Raw genomic sequence first — 17,248 nt, forward strand, 5'->3', positions numbered from 1 at the left:
CCCCGGCCGAGAGCGGTGACGAGAAGCACGACGCATCATCAGGAGGACCGGCCATGACCGACGCCGACGAATGGAAGCGCTGGACCGACGCCCGCACGGCGGCCGTCAGCACGGCGCACGGCGTGCTCGCGCTCACCGCCACGCACTGGCTCGGCCCGGAGCCGACCGAGCTGCCCGGCCTCCCCGGCCGCTGGTCGGGTGACGCGGCGGGGATCCGGGTCACCGCCCGGGCCGCCGACGGTCTGCGACCGGTGGGAGGCAACGGTGCGGCCGCGGGCGGAGTGGTGCCGGCGGTCGAGGAGCCGCCGATCGACGGGGAGCTGCTGCTGCACCCCGACACCCAGCCCGAGGCGGACCGGTTGCGCTGGCGCGACCTGTTGCTGGTCCCGATCGAACGCGAGGGCGAGCCGGCCCTGCGGGTCTTCGACCCGGCCGCCGATCGGCGCACCGGCTTCGCCGGCATCACGGTCTACCCCTACGCACCGGAGTGGTCCGTGCCGGCGGTCTTCACCCCGTTCGAGAACGGCGACCGCACGGTGACCGTGCCGAGCGCCGACGGCCGGGACCGCGGCCTGGCGGTGACCGGCCAGATCGCCTTCCGGCTCGCCGGGGAGCCCCACACGCTCACCGTGAGCCGGTCCGGGGACCAGCTCACCGGTGTGATCAGCGACGCGACCAGCGGCACGGACACCTACCGGTTCCGCTTCATCACGCTGCCCGCACCCGACGCCGAGGGCCGGACGGTCCTCGACTTCAATCGGGCCTACCTGCCACCGTGCGCCTTCTCCGAGCACTTCATCTGCCCGTTCCCACCGCCGGGCAACCGGCTGTCGATCGCGGTGCGGGCGGGGGAGAAGGCGGTCCTGCACCGCTGACCGGGCGGAGTCGACGGCCACATTTCCGGGCCCGCTGCTGACACGCGCGAGCGCGGGGGCCACCATAGTCCGTTGTGTCAACCAATCATCCCACCTCTGGCGCGGCCGCCTCCCCTCCCGCGCCTCCCGTCCCCGTCACCCCCACCTCCCCCTCTCCCACCCCCGCCTCCCGCTTCCTCGCGGACCTCACCCCGCTCCGCGAGAACGCCGACTACCGCCGGATCTGGTTCGGCCAGTCCGTCTCCTCGATCGGCCAGCAGATGACCGCCGTGGCGGTCTCCATCCAGGTCTACGCGCTGACCCACTCCAGCTTCGCCACCGGAGCGGTCGGCCTGTGCTCGCTCGTCCCGCTGATCGTCTTCGGCCTCTACGGGGGCGCGATCGCGGACACCGTGGACCGCCGCAAGCTCGGCCTGATCGGTTCGGCCGGCCTGGCCGTGGTCTCCGCCGTACTGACCACCCAGGCACTGCTCGGCAACGGCCAGGTCGCCGTGCTCTACGCCGCGGTCGCCCTGCAGGGCGGTTTCTTCGCGATCGGCTCGCCGGCCCGGTCGTCGATGATCCCCCGCCTGGTCCCCAGCCACCAGCTGCCTGCCGCCAACGCGCTGAACACCATCAGCATGAACCTCGGCCTGACCGTCGGCCCGATGCTCGGCGGCATCCTGATCGGCGCCTACGGCGCCCAGGCCGCCTACCTGGTCGACACCGTCGCCTTCGCGGCCACCATCTACGCCATGTGGCGCCTGCCGGCGATGCGCCCGGACGGCTCCGCCGGCCGCAAGGGCCGGGCCTCCGTCCTGGACGGCCTGCGCTTCCTGCGCGAGCAGCCCAACCTGCGCACCAGCTTCCTCGCCGACCTCGCCGCGATGATCTTCGGCCTGCCCCGGTCCCTCTTCCCGGCCCTCGCCGCCGGCTTCTACCACGGCGACGCCCGCACGGTCGGCCTGCTGGTCGCCGCCCCCGCGGTGGGCGCGCTGATCGGCGCCCTCTTCTCCGGCTGGATATCCCGGGTCCACCGGCACGGCGCCGCCGTCCTGGCCGCCGTCATCGCCTGGGGCCTCTCCATCGCCGGCTTCGGCCTCACCAGCGGCCACCTCTGGCTCGGCCTCGCCCTGCTCGCGGTCGCCGGCTGCTCGGACACCGTCAGCATGATCTTCCGCAACACGATGATGCAGGTCGCGGCCCCCGACGAGATGCGCGGCCGGCTCCAGGGCATCTTCATCGTCGTGGTGGCCGGCGGCCCCCGCCTCGGCGACTTCGAGTCCGGTACCGTCGCCTCCCTCACCACTCCCATGGTCTCGGTGATCTCCGGCGGCCTGGCCTGCGTCGCCGCCGTCCTCCTGCTCGCCGCCCGCCGGCCCGCCTTCCTCCGCTACGACGCCCGCCACCCCACCCCGTGACCTGCCCAAGGCTGGCAGCGAGCACCCCCCGTCGTGCTGTATTGTTTTCCACGTCACCGGGACACCGGCGACGAGGTTGAGAATCCGGGCCAGCTCCCGGAGTCGAGACCACGGGACGTGGCGCAGCTTGGTAGCGCACTTGACTGGGGGTCAAGGGGTCGCAGGTTCAAATCCTGTCGTCCCGACTGGAGTTCTCTCCATTGTCGCAGGTCAGGGCCTTGTTTCACGAGAGTGAAGCAGGGCCCTTGATCGTTTTTAGGGCCTGCCTCTCACAACTTCTCACATCGGTGATGATCATGGTCAGCCGAGCAGCTCGCCGAGCTTCTCCGAACCCGCCTTGAGGCTCTGCGGATCGGGGTGCACGTAGACCCGCTTGGTGAAGCTGAGGTCCGAGTGACCGGCCCAGGCGGACACCACCGTGTCGGGGACGCCGTTGTTGGCCATCCACGAGAGCGTGGCGTGGCGGGCGTCGTAGAGGCGGACCTTTCGGACGCCGGCGGCCTCCATGAGTTTGTACGCCTCGCGCCGGAGCTTGTCCGTCTTGAGCGGGTTCCCCAACTCATCCACGAGAACGTATCCGCTGTTGTTATAGGCCGAACCGGCGGCGAGCTTCTCCGCTGCCTGGATCGCCTTGAATGCCTTGAGCGCTTTGTGTGCGGGGGTCGGCAGCGGAAGGGTTCGCTTTCCGGCCTCGGTCTTGGTGTCCTTCTCGACGACCTTGTTCCGGACTCCTTTCTCAAGTGTGCGGTCGTAGACGATGGTGCGGGTGTTCTGGACGGCGATAGTGCTGGCTCCGTCGAGGTCGACGTCCTCGTCCCAGCGTGCGCCACACACCTCGGCGGGACGCTCCGCGATGAGTGCCAGCATCATGGCCGCGTAGAGGCGGTGACCCTTGATCGCCTCCAGGAAGGCCTTGACCTCGGTCTCGTCCCACGGGACGCTTTTCGGCTTGGCCGCCTCCGCCTTCTTCTTCGCCTCGCGGGAGATGGTCACGTGTTGGGCGACGTTGCGCACCATCAGCCCGCGCCGGACGGCGAGGTTAAGGGCGGCGCGCAGGCGTCCCAGGGCGAGTCGTACGCTCCTGACGCCGAGTCCGGTTCCGGGCTGCCCGCCGCGGCGCCGACCACTGGTCAGCATCCAATCGACCAATGCCTCGATGTCCTCCTCAGTGAGGCTCTGGAGTTCCTTGTCGCCGCTATGGGTGCGAACTGGCACCATCGCGCTCTCGTAGTTGGATGCGGTCCCTTCTTCGACGTCGCGCGTCGCGCTCTTCAGCCAGATATCCAGCAGGCCGTTCAGCGTCATCTTGCTCGGGGCCACGAACGAGCCGGTGCCGAGCTCGTGACGTATGCGGGAAAGCTCGGCCATCGCCTCCTTCTTGGTCTTGAAGGTCCGAGTGAGCTGCTTGCGCTTGCCCTCGGCGGTGACGCCGATGTCAACGACCAGGCGGTAGCGGGTGCTCCCATCCTTGTGGGTGATCTTGCGTATGGGTTCCTTCACGTAACTTCCTTGCTTGCGAATCGGGTTGGCGCGGTGAGCATGCCGGGAGGCGGTGCTCGTTCGCTGGCATTGGCCAAATCGCGCGGACCCGGTTGCGTGAGTGAGCCCTTCACTCGCCGATCTCGGAGTGGTCTTCGGGCTGGTCTACGAAGGCAAGCTCGGCGGGCAGCGCGGGTGGCGTCAGGCCCCGCGCACGCATCCTGTCGCGGAAGGTTTTAAGGTCCCGGCAATCGTCGAACGCCAGCTCCTCGTAGCCGGCGGCCTTCGCGAGCAGGTCGGCTCGGCGGATTGCGTCCAGGGTGGTGCCCGCCTTGCGTCGCCTGTCCTTGGCGAGGGCCATGGAGGTGGCGGCTGCCGCCACAGACTCATCGTGTGCGCGGAAAGTGTCCAATAGCTCGCGCTCGCTGCCTGCGGGAGCGACCTCCGTCGATGCCGTCTCGCCGGTGAACCAGGCCACGGCATCCCACGTCGACACCTCGCGTCCCGGGAGCACGTCCACGGTGGCAGCGGTGCCGATCGGGAATAGCAGGCTGATGGGCGGGACGCCGAGGGCATCCGCGATGACCAAGAACTCGGCCAGATCTACGGAAGTCCGGCGACCGGTCTCCAGGTTCGTGATCGTCGTGCGGGGGATGGCCAGCCCGCGGTCCGCGCACCGCTGCGCGAGTTCGGGCACGGTGAGGCCGGCAGTGTCGCGGGTGGCGCGGATCCGTTCTGCGACCCGAGCGGCGACGTCCTTCGACCAGCGATCGATTGTCATGGCTGCACGTTAGCTCGATAAAAAGTGTTGCTGCAACATCCGTGGTACAACTTCTCTCGCTGCGTGACCGATATGACCCTGGAGGGCATCATGGCAACATCTGATCTCACTCAGGATGGGCGAGCGCTGACACGCGAGGAGTTGCTCGCCCTGCCTGCTGTCATAGACCTGGACACGGCGAACCGGGCGTTGGCCATCGGCCGTAGCACGGGATATGGCCTGGCGAAGCGAGATCAGTACCCGGCCAAGGTGCTGAGGCTGGGGAACGCGTACCGGGTGGTTACGGCCGACCTACTCCGGCTCTTGGAGATAGAACGGCAGCATTTGAGTGGCCGGCCAGATGGCGGGGAACCGGCCGCTGCTCATGGCCTCTGTGCATAGGAGGCGCCGGAACGGCCAACGCCTCGGGGAGACACTCCGTCCCCAGCGGTCGACGATCGCGAGGTCAGGTGGTGCGAGCAGGAGGGGCGCGTCGGAGGCAGGGGATTCCTTTCTACGTGGCGGATTCAGGGGGCTGTGGGGCTGCAGCGGGCGCCGCGCGCCTGCTGGGGGATGTCGGTCTTGTATTGCTGGGCCTGGAGCAGGTACATCTCCCGGTACTGCGTTGGTGGCTGCTGGGCCATCAGCTCGGTGTGGCTGCCCTGCTCGATAAGTCGGCCGTGCTCCAGAACGTAGATCCGATCAGCGCGGGCGGTTGCAGCGAGGCGGTGGGTGATCAGCACGACGGTGACGCCGAGCTCGGTCAGGGCCCGGATCCGTTCGAACGCGTCGATCTCGGCTTTCGGGTCGAGGGCGGAGGTCGGCTCGTCCACGATGACCAGCTGCGGCATCCGCCCGGCGGGGCCGGGGGTGGTGAGTCGTAGGTGGGTGCGGGCTTCGGCGACCTTCTGCCACTGGCCGCCCGACAGGGAGACCCCGCGTTCGAAACCCTTGCCGAGCAGGGTGTTCCAGCCGCTGGGCAGTTCCTCGATGACCGGGCGCAGGTCGGCGTGGTCGGCGGAGGTGTCCAGCTGGTCCTGGCCGACGGGTACTTCGGGCCGGCCGAGTAGCAGGTTGGCCAGCGCGGTGAACGTGTAGCGCTGGAAGCTCTGGGCGAGCAGGCAGACGGAGGTGAACAGTTGGTCGCGGTCGCAGTCGGCGGCGTCGATGCCGTCCCACAGGATCCGGCCGCCGTGCGGCTGGTACACCCCGGCCAGCAGGTGGGCGAGCGTGCTCTTGCCCGAGCCGTTGGCGCCGACCAGCGCGACGACCTCTCCTCGGGGCAGGACCAGGCTGACCTTGTCGAGTGCGGGCTTGTCGCGGCCTGAGTAGGTGAAGGTCAGGTCCTCGACCCGGATCTCCTTCACCTGCTCGGGCAGCGGGGTACCGCCGACGGGGATCGCGCGGCGCTCGCCCTCATGCCGCAGGTCGGCGAGGTCGCGCACGAAGAGAGCCTCCTCGTAGAGCTGGTTGATCTGCGCGACCAGGCCGCCGATGCTGGCCGATCCGGTGCGGATCGCCATCACCGCGGTCCCTGCCACCGCCAGCGGCATCGATCCGCCAACCACCAGCCAGCCCAGGAGCGCGAACGCGCCGATGCTGGCCAAGCCGGCCAAGGCCGAGGCAACGAGGTCGGTGCGGGCTTTCGCCCCGGCGAGCCGGGCTTGCTCCTTCTCGGCCGCGATCGACATCTGGACGTAGTGGTGCAGGATGAACGGCCCGGCGGCGTGCACGCGTAGTTCCGCCCCCGACCAGGGGTGGATCAGCATGTCCGCCAGCGCCGTGCTGGCCCGGGAGTGCTGCAGCCATGCCTGGGTGGAGGCGTAGCGGCGCCGCGCGGTGCGCACAGCTCCCCAGCCGCGCGGGGCGCAGATCAGCAGCAGCATCGGAAGTAGCAGCGGGTGAAGGATCGTCAGCACGCCGGCGACAGAGATCAGGCCGAACCCGGCTGACAGCACCGCGGTGGCCTGGCCGATGAGGTGCTGGATGGACAGGGCTCCCCAGCGGGCGCTGTCCACCGCCGCGAGGAACTCCGGGTCCTCGATCGCTTCCAGCTCGGAGCGGACCACCACCTGGAGGAAGTCGGTGGTCGCGCGGCGGAAGGTCGCCGGTTCCAGCCGCCCGGCCGCCCACCCGGAAACCGCCGACAGGAGCGCGGATGCGGCGGTCGCGGCACCGGCCACCACGATGGCCGGCACCGCGGCGTGCACGACCGCGGCCACCCCGCCGCGCGCCAGCAGTGCGCGAAGCGCCTGGGAGGTGGCCAGCAGCATCACGGCCCCCGCCGCGCCGCGCAGCAGCTCCGCGCCGATCAACGCCGCCATCGACGCGCGGTCCGCCTGCCAGGCCATGCGGCCGGCCAGGCGCAGCAGGGCGGGCATCTGGCGTGCTACCGAGAAGAACGACACGCGCCCGGATGCGAGTTCGTGCCGGGCCCAACCGGCCGAGTAGCGCATCGGCCCGCCGAACAGCAACTGCTCGCTGTCCGACGCCACCGGTGTGCCGCCGTCCGGCGCGGCTGTGCCGGGAGACGGCGTCACAGTGCCGCCCGCAGACATGCGGCCAGGTCGGCTGCCTGCTCGGCGCCCACGTCGAGCACCGGGCTGGTCTCGGCCATCAGCGCGTGGAACTGCTGCCTCTCGTAGGGGACGCCGTGCGGCAGGCCGGCGATGTGCCAGTGGACATGGGCGTAGCCCTCGTTGCTGCCCAGACTCATCACGTACACCCTGGCCACCGGCAGCACCGACTGCAACGCCCGGGACACCTTGTGCACCACCGACTGCAGCGCCAAGTACTGCGGTTCGCTGAAGCCGCTGATCGGGTCGGTGATGTGGGCCCTGGGCGCCACGAGCAGCTTGCCGGGGACGGTCGGGTAGCGGTCCAGGAAGGCGATGTGGGAGCCGTCGTCGCAGACGATCGGGTGTTCGAAGCCGGGCTCACCATCGAGCATCGCGCAGATGAAGCACGGCCCGTGCTGGGCGCGCTGGGCGTAGGCCGCCAGATCGAACTCGCTCATCACAGGTCCTTCGGGAACAGGGCCGGATCGGTGGAGCCAAAGCGGACCAGGATCCGCTCGCGGACGCCGTCCGGCCGGCAGGTGTCGCGGTACAGGTACGCGGTCGGGCTTGCAGGGAAGACGGCGATGCCCTCCTCGACCACTTGCTGGTTGTCGGCGATGGCCCGAAGGAGCAGATCGGCATCCGGCGGCAGGGCCGCCTCGGGCGGGCGCCGGTGGCGGCCGGCCACGCTCACCCCCTCACCAGGGCACGGATGTCGGCGTCCTGGTCCCAGCCGTAGGTGGAGAAGCCGCGCCCGCCATCGCGGTATGCGACCAGCGCGGCGTACGAGGTCGGGAACATCGGCATCGGCAGCTCCGTGATGGGCGACCACGCGACCGCCAGGTGCTTCTTCGGTTCCGCGTTGACGGGCTCGCCCTTCCACTGTGTGGTGGCGAAGACGCTCAGCAAGAACGGCCCCTTGCCATCCCAACCGGCCCGGACCTGGATCGTGTGGACCAGCCGCAGCTCCTCGGGGTCCACGACCAGGCCGGTCTCCTCGTGCAGTTCGCGGGCGGCTGCGTGTGCGAGGGTGAGGTCCGTCGTCTCGGCCTTGCCACCGGGCACGGTGTACGCCGGCTCCCTTGCCCAGCTGTCGTTGGCGTAGTGGATCGTCAGGACCTCGCTGGTGGCAGGGTTGTGGACGATCACGCATACGGCTTGGCGCAGGGTCAGCAACGCGGTGCTCCCATCGTCGTGGAGGTAGGGGTGGGCAGCCAGTAGGCCCGGAGCGATGCGCGGGCAGGACAGTGGCACTGTTGCCCTCGACTGGTCATGCGGGGAAGCCATGCACGGCCAGCGCCTGCCCGGCCTCGATGGCGGCAAGAGCCGTACCGGCATAGGCGACCGTCGGCTCCGGCAGTGCGTTCAACGGCCACCAGCGCAGCTCTTCACACTTCTGCGGCTCGCAGTTGGTCACCTCACCCACGTAGGAGTCGGCGGTGAAGAACAACTGGAAGCGGCCGGCGTGGTCGTCAGCGTCGAGGTCGTGCAGGACATGGACCAGCTGAAGCGCCTCCTCGCTGATCGTGATGCCCAACTCCTCCTTCGCTTCGCGAGCCATGCCGGCCGTCACCGACTCGCCACGCTCGAGGTGCCCGGCCGGCAGGTGCCACCAGCCGTTCGCGTAGGAGGTGTTGCGGCGAAGGCCGAGCAGGACAAGGCCCTGTTGCCTCAGGACCAGATGCAGGCCGATAGCGGAGCGGTGCGCCACAAATTTCTCCTTGAAAACGAGGGGACAGGAGCGGCACGAGCCCGGCCGGGTGGCGCTGGGCGCGAGCTGGTCCGGGGCTCGATCGTGGCAGGATCACTGTCCGGCCGGGCGGGATCGGCGGTGTTGTCACCCGATCGTGCGAACGCCGGTTCGAGCTGTCAGGTGGCCTCGCGGACCTGACGGATGAGTTCGCGGGCCTGGTAGCCGTAGAGGGCGCCCTCGCGCAGCATGCCGTGGATCCGCTGGTGCTCGGCAACAGCGGCCTGATCGGTGAGCGTAGTGGCGCCGTGGTAGTCCTCGGTCTCGACTCGGTGGTTGTCGTAGATCGTGAAGCCGCCGGCGAGGTAGGCCGCGAGAGGGGCGCTTGCGGGGATGACACCGAGGACCAGGCCGTCCTCGTTCAGCGCATCTTCGAGTCTCCCCAGCTGACGGCCCATCGCCTCGCTCCCGGCGATGTTGGTGCGCAGGGCCTGTTCGGTGAGCAGGACGTGCCAGGTAGTGCCGGGGCGGCCGAGGTAGCGGGCACGGGCGGTGCGGCTGGCGACTGCCTGGTCGATATCGGCGGCACTCAACTGGTGCACCTGCGCGACGAGTGTCAGCATCGCGCGGGCGTAGTTGGGGGTCTGCAAGGCACCGAAGACGGCGAGTGGGCTGTAGGCGGTGATCGCCCGGCTGGCCCGCACGAGGTCCAACACCTCATCCTGGACCGGCGAGATGCCGTGTGCGAGGACATGTGGCCAGGGCCGGGTGGCGGTCGTGGTGGTCATCGAAACTCCAAAGGGCGTCGTGCGGCGGCAGGTTGGCTGGTGTGGGTGCGGAGGGTGACGGCAGGCAGCCGGCCGTCGATGTCGCGTAGTAGCAGGAGGCCGTAGAGCAGGCCGAGGGCGACGGCCTGGGTGCGGTCACGTGCCCGCAGGATCTGCAGCAGGGCGCTGCCGTAGCCGCGAACGGTCGCGGCCGAGATCCGCAGGTGCTTCGCGGCGTCGGTGTCGTTGCCGCCGGTGGCGTAGACCTTCAGGACCTGCAGCTGGCGCCCGGACAGGTGTACGGGCTGCAAGACGGGGAGGCTGATGACGTCCTCGGGGGTCAGGAGGCGGTGGATCAGGCCGAGGGCGACCATTTGGGTGCGGGAGTTGGCACCCAGGGCGGCCTGGAGCTCGGTCATGTAGACGGTGACGCGGCCCTCGGAGGTGTAGGTGTCGCGTGCGATCTGCGTGCGGGTGCAGCCGGCGGCCCGCCACTTGAGCAGGCGGACCTGCTGCTCGGTCAGCTCCGGCGTACTGGGGAGCGGGTGGACGGTAGGTGTGGTCACGGGGTGGTGGTCCTGGTGGTCGGTGATCACAGGTCGGTGGGGATCGGGGCGCTGGGGGCGCCGATGGCGAACAGGATGCGTGCGCCGAGGCGGGCGGCGTGACCGCTGCCGATGACCGCGATCACGTCGCCCGGCCGGGTCAGGGCAGCGATCTGCTGCTCGAGCTCGCCGCTGAGCGGACCTTCGCGGTCCTTGACCACGTGGAGGTGCCCGGTCAGGCCTTGAGCGGCGGCGGAGCGCGCGATGGCCTCTGTGCCCGCGTCAGCGCCGGGGTGAGCGGGGCCGCCCGGGTCGTGCACGGGCAATAGGACGGCTTCGTCCGCAACAGCGAGCTGCCGTCCTAGTTCGTTGCCGAATGTGATGGAGTCCGACCAGCCGGTCGGCTCCAACACCGCGATCAGCCTGCCATGTTGGCCGACGAGCGCCCGGACGGCCTTCAGGTCGGCTGCCACCTCGGCTGGGTGGCGGGCGATGGAGTCGATCACTGTGAGCCCGGGTTGGCGGCCCAGGACGGTCAAAGAGCGTTCGATGCCGGAGAATTCGGCGATCCCTTCGGCCAGGTCCACCGGCTTCGCGCCGAGGACGCGCCCGGTGGCGAAGACGGCCGCGGCGGCCATCGCGTTGTGCCGTCCGAGCAGGGGCACGGCCAGGGCGTACTCGCCCCCGTCGAGGTCGCGCAGGACCAGCCGGGTGGTCCTGCCGTCCCACCTGGCGTCCATCACGCGGATCGTCGCGCCGGGAACCTGCCCGACCGTGACGACGCGCGGGCCGGGGGCCTCGGTCAGGCGGGCGGCCAACTCGGCGGTGCCCCGGTCCCAGGTCGGCAGGACGATGGTCTCGCTGCGGCGGGCCAGGCCCTCCAGTTCCTCCAGCGTCTCGTAGCCCAGGTGCTGCGGCTGGGCGCCGGCGATGGCGGTGACGACGCTGACCGTGGCGTGGTCTTCCATGTCGCCGTCCTCGCCGAGGTCGGCGATCAGCAGGTCCCCGCCGCTGTGGTGTCCTACCCCGTGCCTGACCAGCGGTGTTCTCAGCGCCCAGGCGGGATTGAGGTGGCCGAGCGCCGAGGTGAGCATCCCGGCGACGCTCGCGGTGCTGTGACTGCCGGCCACCGCCACGGTGGTGTTGGTCGCCTTGAAGAGCTGTTCGAGGGCTTCGGAGTAGTGGTGGGTGGGGACCCGCATCTGCTCGGCCCGCTCCAGCTCCGCGCGCTGGGCGGCCGTGGTGCGGCCGGACCAGATGAGGCAGGTCATGTCGGCGCGCACCAGCTGCGGGCCGTGGTCGTGCGTGATCCGAGCGCCGTGCTTGGCGAGCTCGGCGGTGGTGTCGTTGTCATTCAGGGCGGAGCCGCTGACCCGGGCACCGTGCTCCAGCAGCAGCTGAGCCAGACCCGGCAGGCCGGAGCCGGCGATGTCGATGCCGACCAGGTGGGGTGCGGCCAGGCGGGGAGGCCCACTGTAGGCAGGCGTGTCGTTCGTCATGCGGGTCAGCTCCTGATGCCGGCGGGCGTGGTGCCGGGGGCGGACGTGGCGGTCATCACCTGTTCCATGAGCGTGACGAGGGCGAGTCGTGCCGCTCCGCGGTCGCGTGCGTCGATCGTCACGACCGGCGTCCGCGGGGTGGCGCTGCGAATGCCGATCCCGTGCAGCTGGTCCCGGACCCATGCCTCCAGCGGGGGCTGGGCATCTGGGTGCGCGGGGAGGATGACCAGGTGCGGGATGCCGTGCTGCTCCAACGGGTCGAGCGTTGCGAGGTCGCCGGTGGGCCGTTCGCGGTCGGCGACGACGATGGCGCCGACCGCGCCGTTGAGCAGGTCCGCCCAGCCCGACCAGGACGACAGCTGCGGCGGCGTGGCGAAGAGCATGACGGTGGCGGTGTCCAGAGCGATCCGGCCGAACTCCACGGTGACGGTGGCACCCGGGGCCCCAGGGTGGTTCGGGTCGGCGACGCTGAGGAGTTCCTCGACACGGGCCGGGGGGCTGTCGCTGAGCGCGGTCAGCAGGGCGAGCACGGCGCCGTGGTCAACGCCGGTGACGAGGATCTTCAGGTGCTCCGGCGCGTCGGCCAGTGCGGAGGCCGCCGCCTCGGCGGGAGCGGGTCCAGGTGGCATGGCTGCCTCCGTTCCGTTCGGCGAAGGGGGTGAGGGGTAGGGGAGGGGTGTCCGGGGTGGAGGGCGGCGCCCCGGGCGCGGGCGCAGGGTGTGTCCAGGGCGCCGTCCGGCGGGTCAGGTCTGGGCGAAGCCGCGGGCCAGCTCGACATCGGTTACCCGTGCGTCGTGGACCCGCAGTTCGGCCTGGGCCAGGTTCGCGTAGTGGGCGACCACCTCCGGTCCGAGCAGGTCGCCGGCCAGGGTGCTCGCCTCGAACAGGCGCAGAGCCTCGCGCAGGCTGGTCGGCACTGCGGCATCGGCGTGATCGCGGTAGCCGTCGCCGGTGGTTGCCGCAGGAGGCTTGAGGCCGCCTTCGATGCCGCACCGGGCGGCGGCCAACGTGGCGGCCAGCGCGAGATAGGGGTTGGCGTCGGCGCCGGGCAGCCGGATCTCCAGGTGCAGCCCGCTGCCATGGCCCACCACCCGCACCGCACAGGAGCGGTTGTCCCACCCCCACGTGAACCAGGTCGGCGTGAAGGAGTGAGGACGGTACCGCTTGTAGGAGTTGACGTTCGGCGCGTACAAGGGCCCCAGCTCGGGCAGCCCCTCCAGCAGCCCCGCCACCACCTGCCGGCCCAGCTCGGACAACTCGCCGGGCCGCTCGCGCTCGGCGAGCACCGCCTCCTCGCCCCGCCAGAAGGAGACGTGCAGGTGCAAGCCGGAGGCGACGCGGTCGGCGGGCGCGGCCATGAACGTCGGCAGCAGGCGCATGCGTTCGCCGACCGCGCGGGCGGCGTGCTTGAGCAGCACGTGCTGCTCGCACGCGGCCACCGGCTCCCCATACGGGAACGTCACCTCGACCTGTCCCGGGGCGCCTTCGGTTTTGACCGCCTCTACCGGGTGGCCGGCTCCGGCCAGGGCGGCGGTGAGCTTGGCGCTGTAGCGCACCAGCTCGCGCGGGTGGTCGAGCGCGTAGTCGCGGTTGTCGGCCGTCACCGGGCGCAGGCCACGGAAGCCGGTGGCGGCGGCCTGAGCGAGGGTGCCCTGGTAGAGCACGAACTCCGTCTCAAGACCGGCCTTCACCGTCAGACCCAGTCCGGCCAGTGCCTCGATCTGGCGTCGCAGTATCGAGGCCGGCGCGACGGGCACCAGCTGCTCGTCCGCCCCGATCGCGTTGGCGAAGACCACCGCGGTGCGCGGCAGCCACGGCAGTAGCCGTACCGAGCCCAGGTCCGGGGCCAGGCGCACGTCCCCGTAGCCGGCCTGCCAGCCGGTCAGCTCGAAGCCCGGCAGCGGCGTCATCTCGACATCGGTGGCGAAGATGTACGCACACATCTCGCCCGACGCGTCGCCGTCGACGAGCCGGTCCAGGAAGAACCGTGCGTCGTACGCCTTGCCTTTGGCACGGCCCTGGGCGTCGACCACCGCGAGCAGCACCGTCTGGACGCGGCCGTCGGCGACCGCGGTGCGCAGGTCCTCCACCGTGAGCCGGCCGCGCGGCACGCTGCGGGAAGCCGTGTCCTGGCCAGTCATCACACGACCTCCTCGGCCAGCTCGGCCATCCGCGCGCTGCCGACAGCGGGCGGGGCGTAGGAGCGCCCGGCGATCCACCGCCACACGGTGGCCAGCACCAGCGCGCACGCCAGCGCGATCGGCGCGTAGTTGAACGTGTCGGAGGTGATGGGGCTCGACTGCGGCAGACAGAACAGCACCGTCACCAAGGCCACCCACGCCACCGCCGCAACCCCGATCGGGCGACTCCAGCGACCTAGATTCCACGGACCGGGCGTGAACCTGCGCCCGGCGCGCAGCCGAAGGAAGATCGGCAGCGCGTATGCCGGGGTAATGCCCAAAACGTTGATCGCCACCACCGCGTTGTACGCAGTGACCGACCACAACGCCGGCAGCGCCAGCAGGAACGCCACCACGACCGACAGCCACACCGCCGACACCGGCGTGCCGGTCCGCGGGGACGTGCGCCGCCACCAGCTGCTGCCGGGCAGCGCGCCGTCACGGGAGAACGCGAACACCATGCGCGAGGCAGCCGCCGTCTCCGCGTTGCCGCAGAAGAGCTGCGCCACGATCACCACCAGCAGCAGCGCCTTCGCGCCGCCCGTCCCGAGGGCGTCGAGGAAGATCTGCGCCGGCGGCACACCGGTTGAGGTCCCCACCGTTCCCGCGTAGTCCTTGATTGCGAAGGTGAGACCGAAGAGCAGTACGAATCCGGCGATCCACGAGGTCCAGATCGAGCGCACGATCCCGCGTGGCGCCGACACCGCTGCCCCGGTCGTCTCCTCCGACAGATGAGCGGAAGCGTCGTAGCCCGAGAAGGTGTACTGCGCCAGCAGCAGGCCGATCATCACGACGTACAGCGGGCTCGACCAACCCGTTCCGTTCGACCAGTGCCCGAAGACGAAACCCACGGACTGGTGGTGGCTCGGCACCAGGACCAGCGCGCCGACGATCACCACCACCCCGCCGATGTGCCACCACACCGAGATGCTGTTCAACACGCTGACCAGCCGCACCCCGGCCAGGTTCAGCATCGCGTGCACCAGGAGGATCACCGTGTAGATCACCATCAGGGAGCGCGGTGTCGGGGTGAAGCCGAACTGCATGTTCAGCAGGGCGCCGGTGAACGTGGCCGCGCCGTAGTCGATCCCCGCGATCCCGCCCAGCAGACCAAGCAGGTTCAGCCAGCCCGTGTACCAGCCCCAGCCGCGCCCGCCCAGGCGGTCGGCCATGAAGTACAGCGCGCCGCTGGTCGGATAGGCCGAGGTGACCTCCGCGAGTGCCGCGCCGACCAGCATCACCATCGCCCCGACGCCGACCCAGCCCCACATCATCACCGCCGGCCCGCCGGTCACCAGTCCGAACCCGTACAGCGTCATGCACCCGGACAACACGCTGATCACCGAGAAGGACACGGCAAAGTTTCCGAACGGACCCATCCGACGGACCAGTTGGGGCTGGTAGCCCAGCTGGCGCAGTAACTGCTCGTCACGAGGAACGGCAGAGCTGTGCGCATGCGACATCGAACGACCTCCACGATCGAATAGGAACAGAACAGTTCGCCGGCGCCATGCGCCGAGCGGCCTGTGCGCTTACGCCTTGCGGCACTGCGCGCGCGCCTGCACGAACTCCTGCTCAGCGCGCCCCGGACCAGAGGCGACGTGCGCCCACGGCATGCGGCTCGCGTACGGGCCGATCGCCTCGAACACCCGCGCCGCCTCTGCCCGACGGCCACCAGCCCACAGCGCGTGTGCCAGCACATTCAGGTCGACCGCCGACCAAGGTTCCAACGCCTCGGCCTCAAACCAGTACGACCAGGCCCGATCAGTGCGCCGGACAACTGACTCGTCCAGCCGCCACTGGCCCTTGTGCTCCGTGCGCAGTCGGCTGGCGGCCTGCAGCAGCCGGTAGTGCTCGACGTGCGCGTGGAGCGGCAGCACCAGCAGCGGCGACCCTACCGGCGCCCAACCCTCCACCCATCTGACGAAGTGCCAGATGGCCTCCATCGGCCGCGGCCGCGACAGCCAGAACTGCAGCATCCGCACATGCGCCTCCCGGCCGACCAGGTCACGCTGGTACGCCTCGGCCAGCAGCCCCCACGGGCCTGGCGGGAGGAAACTGCCGTACGGGGGCCCGACTTGGTGCTCACGAACCGCGAGGGGCTGGTCCAGCTGAGCGAGAGCGATCAGGCACACCCACGGAACCGGGTCCGCGGGCGACGCGCGCACCGCGGACCAGCACACCTCGCGCGCCTCTGCGGCCAGCACGCCGGCCCATGCACCGTGCTGGCGGCTTGCCCGCAGCGCACGCTCCACCGCCACCCGCGCCCGCATCACCCCGGCGTCGGGACTCTGCGGCTCTTCTCCGCACCACGTCTCGACCACATCCGTACCCGCCGCCACCGCCGCCAGGACCTGCGTCCGCGCCGTGCGCATCCCGGCCGCCAGTCCGCCCTGGGCCAGCAGATCCCGCATGGCCATCCACCGCCCGGCCTGCACCTCCTCCACGACCGGCCGCAGCTCCTCGTCCGCGCCCGCTGGGTGGTACACAAGCCGAGCGCCACCCCCGCCACTCACGCCTTCCGGCCGATCACGCCGTAGCGGGAGATCGCCGCTTCACTCAGCTCGTAGGACGCGCCCGGAGCCGGCCTCCAACGCGAGACCAGTTCCAAGCCCGGCGGCTCCAGCTCGAGCCCGTCCAGGAACCCGGCGACCTCCACCCAGCTCCGCGGATGGACCCGAATCCTGAAGGAGTCGTAGACGTCGATCAGTTGGTCCCACACCTGCGGTGCGAAATCGGCGGTGGCATGGGACAGCAGCAGGAAGCTGCCCGACGGAAGCGCCTCCACCAGCTTGGTGACCAGGCCCTGCGGATCAGCCGCGTCCTCGATCAGCTCCAGCTCCACTTCCAGCAGCACCGCCACCGGCCGCCCGGGAGCGAGCATTCGTCTCACCTCGGGCGCAGCGAGAAGGGCCTCGGGCTTGCGCAGATGCCCGGGCGCCACCGGACAGGCGGTCCGAGCCCGCAGGTGCGCGAGCACGATCGGGTCGTCATCGACGTACACCACCCGGCCCTGCGGCTCCTTCAACTGCACCAGCTCGTGGATAGGAGGAGCCGTCGGAAGTCCCGCTCCGACAACAAGGAGCCCCTGCACCTTTCCGGCGACGTAGCGCATCGCCCGCTCCACGAACTGCCGCCGGGCCCGCGCGGCCAGTGGCAGCGCGGGCTCCACCGTGGTCAGCCGCTCCACGGCAGCCCGGTCGGCGCGGAAGTGGTCTTTCCCACCGAGCAGCAGATCGGCAATGCGCGCTGGATGAGGCCTCTCCGTCCATAGCGCGGCATCGGACGGTACCCAGTCCGCGAAGATTCCCGGGCCACCGAACGCACCGCTGAGGTTCGGAGCAGTGACGCCGATCCGATTCACGTGCTCGGACTGCTCGGGTGTCTCACAGAGGTGCTGGGACCTGGCCATGTCTGTCCTCGCCGGAAAAAAAATCGGATGGGCGGGTGCGCGGTGGTGGTGCGCCCGCACGCCGCGTCGGGGGTACGCGCGGC

General features: G+C 70.3%; 17 protein-coding genes and 1 tRNA gene. 3 read left to right on the forward strand and 15 right to left on the reverse strand.

What is annotated here, in order from left to right:
- Window positions 1–53 precede the first annotated feature (53 nt).
- The 3 genes from ACIGXM_RS24850 (at window position 54) to ACIGXM_RS24860 (ending at window position 2,460) form a co-directional block, all read left to right on the forward strand.
- Window positions 54–875, forward strand: a complete 822-nt coding sequence (locus ACIGXM_RS24850; protein WP_396564403.1) for a DUF1684 domain-containing protein — start codon at window positions 54–56, stop codon at window positions 873–875.
- Window positions 876–949: 74 nt separating this feature from the next.
- Entirely contained in the window at window positions 950–2,275 is a 1,326-nt protein-coding gene (locus ACIGXM_RS24855) for an MFS transporter (protein ID WP_396564405.1), read from the forward strand.
- Window positions 2,276–2,386: 111 nt separating this feature from the next.
- Window positions 2,387–2,460, forward strand: a tRNA-Pro gene (locus tag ACIGXM_RS24860).
- Window positions 2,461–2,575: 115 nt separating this feature from the next.
- Here ACIGXM_RS24860 and ACIGXM_RS24865 read toward each other — a convergent pair.
- From ACIGXM_RS24865 to ACIGXM_RS24935, 15 genes are all read right to left on the reverse strand, one after another.
- A complete protein-coding gene (locus tag ACIGXM_RS24865; protein ID WP_396564407.1) occupies window positions 2,576–3,775 on the reverse strand; it encodes a tyrosine-type recombinase/integrase in 1,200 nt (399 codons plus the stop codon).
- A gap of 109 nt (window positions 3,776–3,884) precedes the next feature.
- The gene (locus ACIGXM_RS24870; protein ID WP_396564409.1) at window positions 3,885–4,535 is read right to left on the reverse strand and encodes a helix-turn-helix domain-containing protein; all 651 of its coding nucleotides are present in this window, start codon (window positions 4,533–4,535) and stop codon (window positions 3,885–3,887) included.
- A gap of 506 nt (window positions 4,536–5,041) precedes the next feature.
- Window positions 5,042–7,009 (reverse strand): ABC transporter ATP-binding protein, encoded by a 1,968-nt coding sequence (locus ACIGXM_RS24875; protein ID WP_396564411.1) that lies wholly within the window; start codon window positions 7,007–7,009, stop codon window positions 5,042–5,044.
- Between the two features lie 41 nt (window positions 7,010–7,050).
- The gene (locus ACIGXM_RS24880; protein ID WP_396564413.1) at window positions 7,051–7,530 is read right to left on the reverse strand and encodes an HIT family protein; all 480 of its coding nucleotides are present in this window, start codon (window positions 7,528–7,530) and stop codon (window positions 7,051–7,053) included.
- Window positions 7,530–7,760 (reverse strand): hypothetical protein, encoded by a 231-nt coding sequence (locus ACIGXM_RS24885; protein ID WP_396564415.1) that lies wholly within the window; start codon window positions 7,758–7,760, stop codon window positions 7,530–7,532. The genes ACIGXM_RS24880 and ACIGXM_RS24885 overlap by 1 nt, the downstream gene beginning before the upstream one ends.
- 2 nt (window positions 7,761–7,762) lie before the next feature.
- Window positions 7,763–8,359 (reverse strand): NUDIX domain-containing protein, encoded by a 597-nt coding sequence (locus ACIGXM_RS24890; RefSeq protein WP_396564417.1) that lies wholly within the window; start codon window positions 8,357–8,359, stop codon window positions 7,763–7,765.
- The gene (locus ACIGXM_RS24895) at window positions 8,343–8,783 is read right to left on the reverse strand and encodes an NUDIX domain-containing protein (RefSeq protein WP_396564419.1); all 441 of its coding nucleotides are present in this window, start codon (window positions 8,781–8,783) and stop codon (window positions 8,343–8,345) included. The genes ACIGXM_RS24890 and ACIGXM_RS24895 overlap by 17 nt, the downstream gene beginning before the upstream one ends.
- Window positions 8,784–8,941: 158 nt before the next feature.
- Window positions 8,942–9,550: a DUF5753 domain-containing protein gene (locus tag ACIGXM_RS24900; RefSeq protein WP_396564421.1), complete on the reverse strand. Its 609-nt coding sequence runs from the start codon at window positions 9,548–9,550 to the stop codon at window positions 8,942–8,944.
- Complete coding sequence (locus ACIGXM_RS24905) at window positions 9,547–10,095, reverse strand: LuxR C-terminal-related transcriptional regulator (protein WP_396564423.1); 549 nt, start codon at window positions 10,093–10,095, stop codon at window positions 9,547–9,549. The genes ACIGXM_RS24900 and ACIGXM_RS24905 overlap by 4 nt, the downstream gene beginning before the upstream one ends.
- Window positions 10,096–10,121: 26 nt before the next feature.
- Window positions 10,122–11,573 carry a Mur ligase domain-containing protein gene (locus ACIGXM_RS24910; RefSeq protein WP_396564425.1) on the reverse strand — a complete coding sequence of 484 codons (1,452 nt, stop codon included), beginning with the start codon at window positions 11,571–11,573 and terminating at the stop codon, window positions 10,122–10,124.
- Between the two features lie 5 nt (window positions 11,574–11,578).
- Entirely contained in the window at window positions 11,579–12,202 is a 624-nt protein-coding gene (locus ACIGXM_RS24915) for a hypothetical protein (protein WP_396564427.1), read from the reverse strand.
- Between the two features lie 114 nt (window positions 12,203–12,316).
- Complete coding sequence (locus tag ACIGXM_RS24920; protein ID WP_396564429.1) at window positions 12,317–13,714, reverse strand: glutamine synthetase family protein; 1,398 nt, start codon at window positions 13,712–13,714, stop codon at window positions 12,317–12,319.
- Window positions 13,714–15,216 carry an amino acid permease gene (locus ACIGXM_RS24925; RefSeq protein WP_396564431.1) on the reverse strand — a complete coding sequence of 501 codons (1,503 nt, stop codon included), beginning with the start codon at window positions 15,214–15,216 and terminating at the stop codon, window positions 13,714–13,716. The genes ACIGXM_RS24920 and ACIGXM_RS24925 overlap by 1 nt, the downstream gene beginning before the upstream one ends.
- A gap of 69 nt (window positions 15,217–15,285) precedes the next feature.
- A complete protein-coding gene (locus tag ACIGXM_RS24930; protein ID WP_396564433.1) occupies window positions 15,286–16,200 on the reverse strand; it encodes a hypothetical protein in 915 nt (304 codons plus the stop codon).
- A 65-nt stretch (window positions 16,201–16,265) separates the two neighbouring features.
- Window positions 16,266–17,165 (reverse strand): SAM-dependent methyltransferase, encoded by a 900-nt coding sequence (locus ACIGXM_RS24935; RefSeq protein ID WP_396564435.1) that lies wholly within the window; start codon window positions 17,163–17,165, stop codon window positions 16,266–16,268.
- Window positions 17,166–17,248: the final 83 nt, after the last annotated feature.

Source organism: Kitasatospora sp. NPDC052896 (genome assembly GCF_044547075.1).
Lineage (GTDB): Bacteria > Actinomycetota > Actinomycetes > Streptomycetales > Streptomycetaceae > Kitasatospora.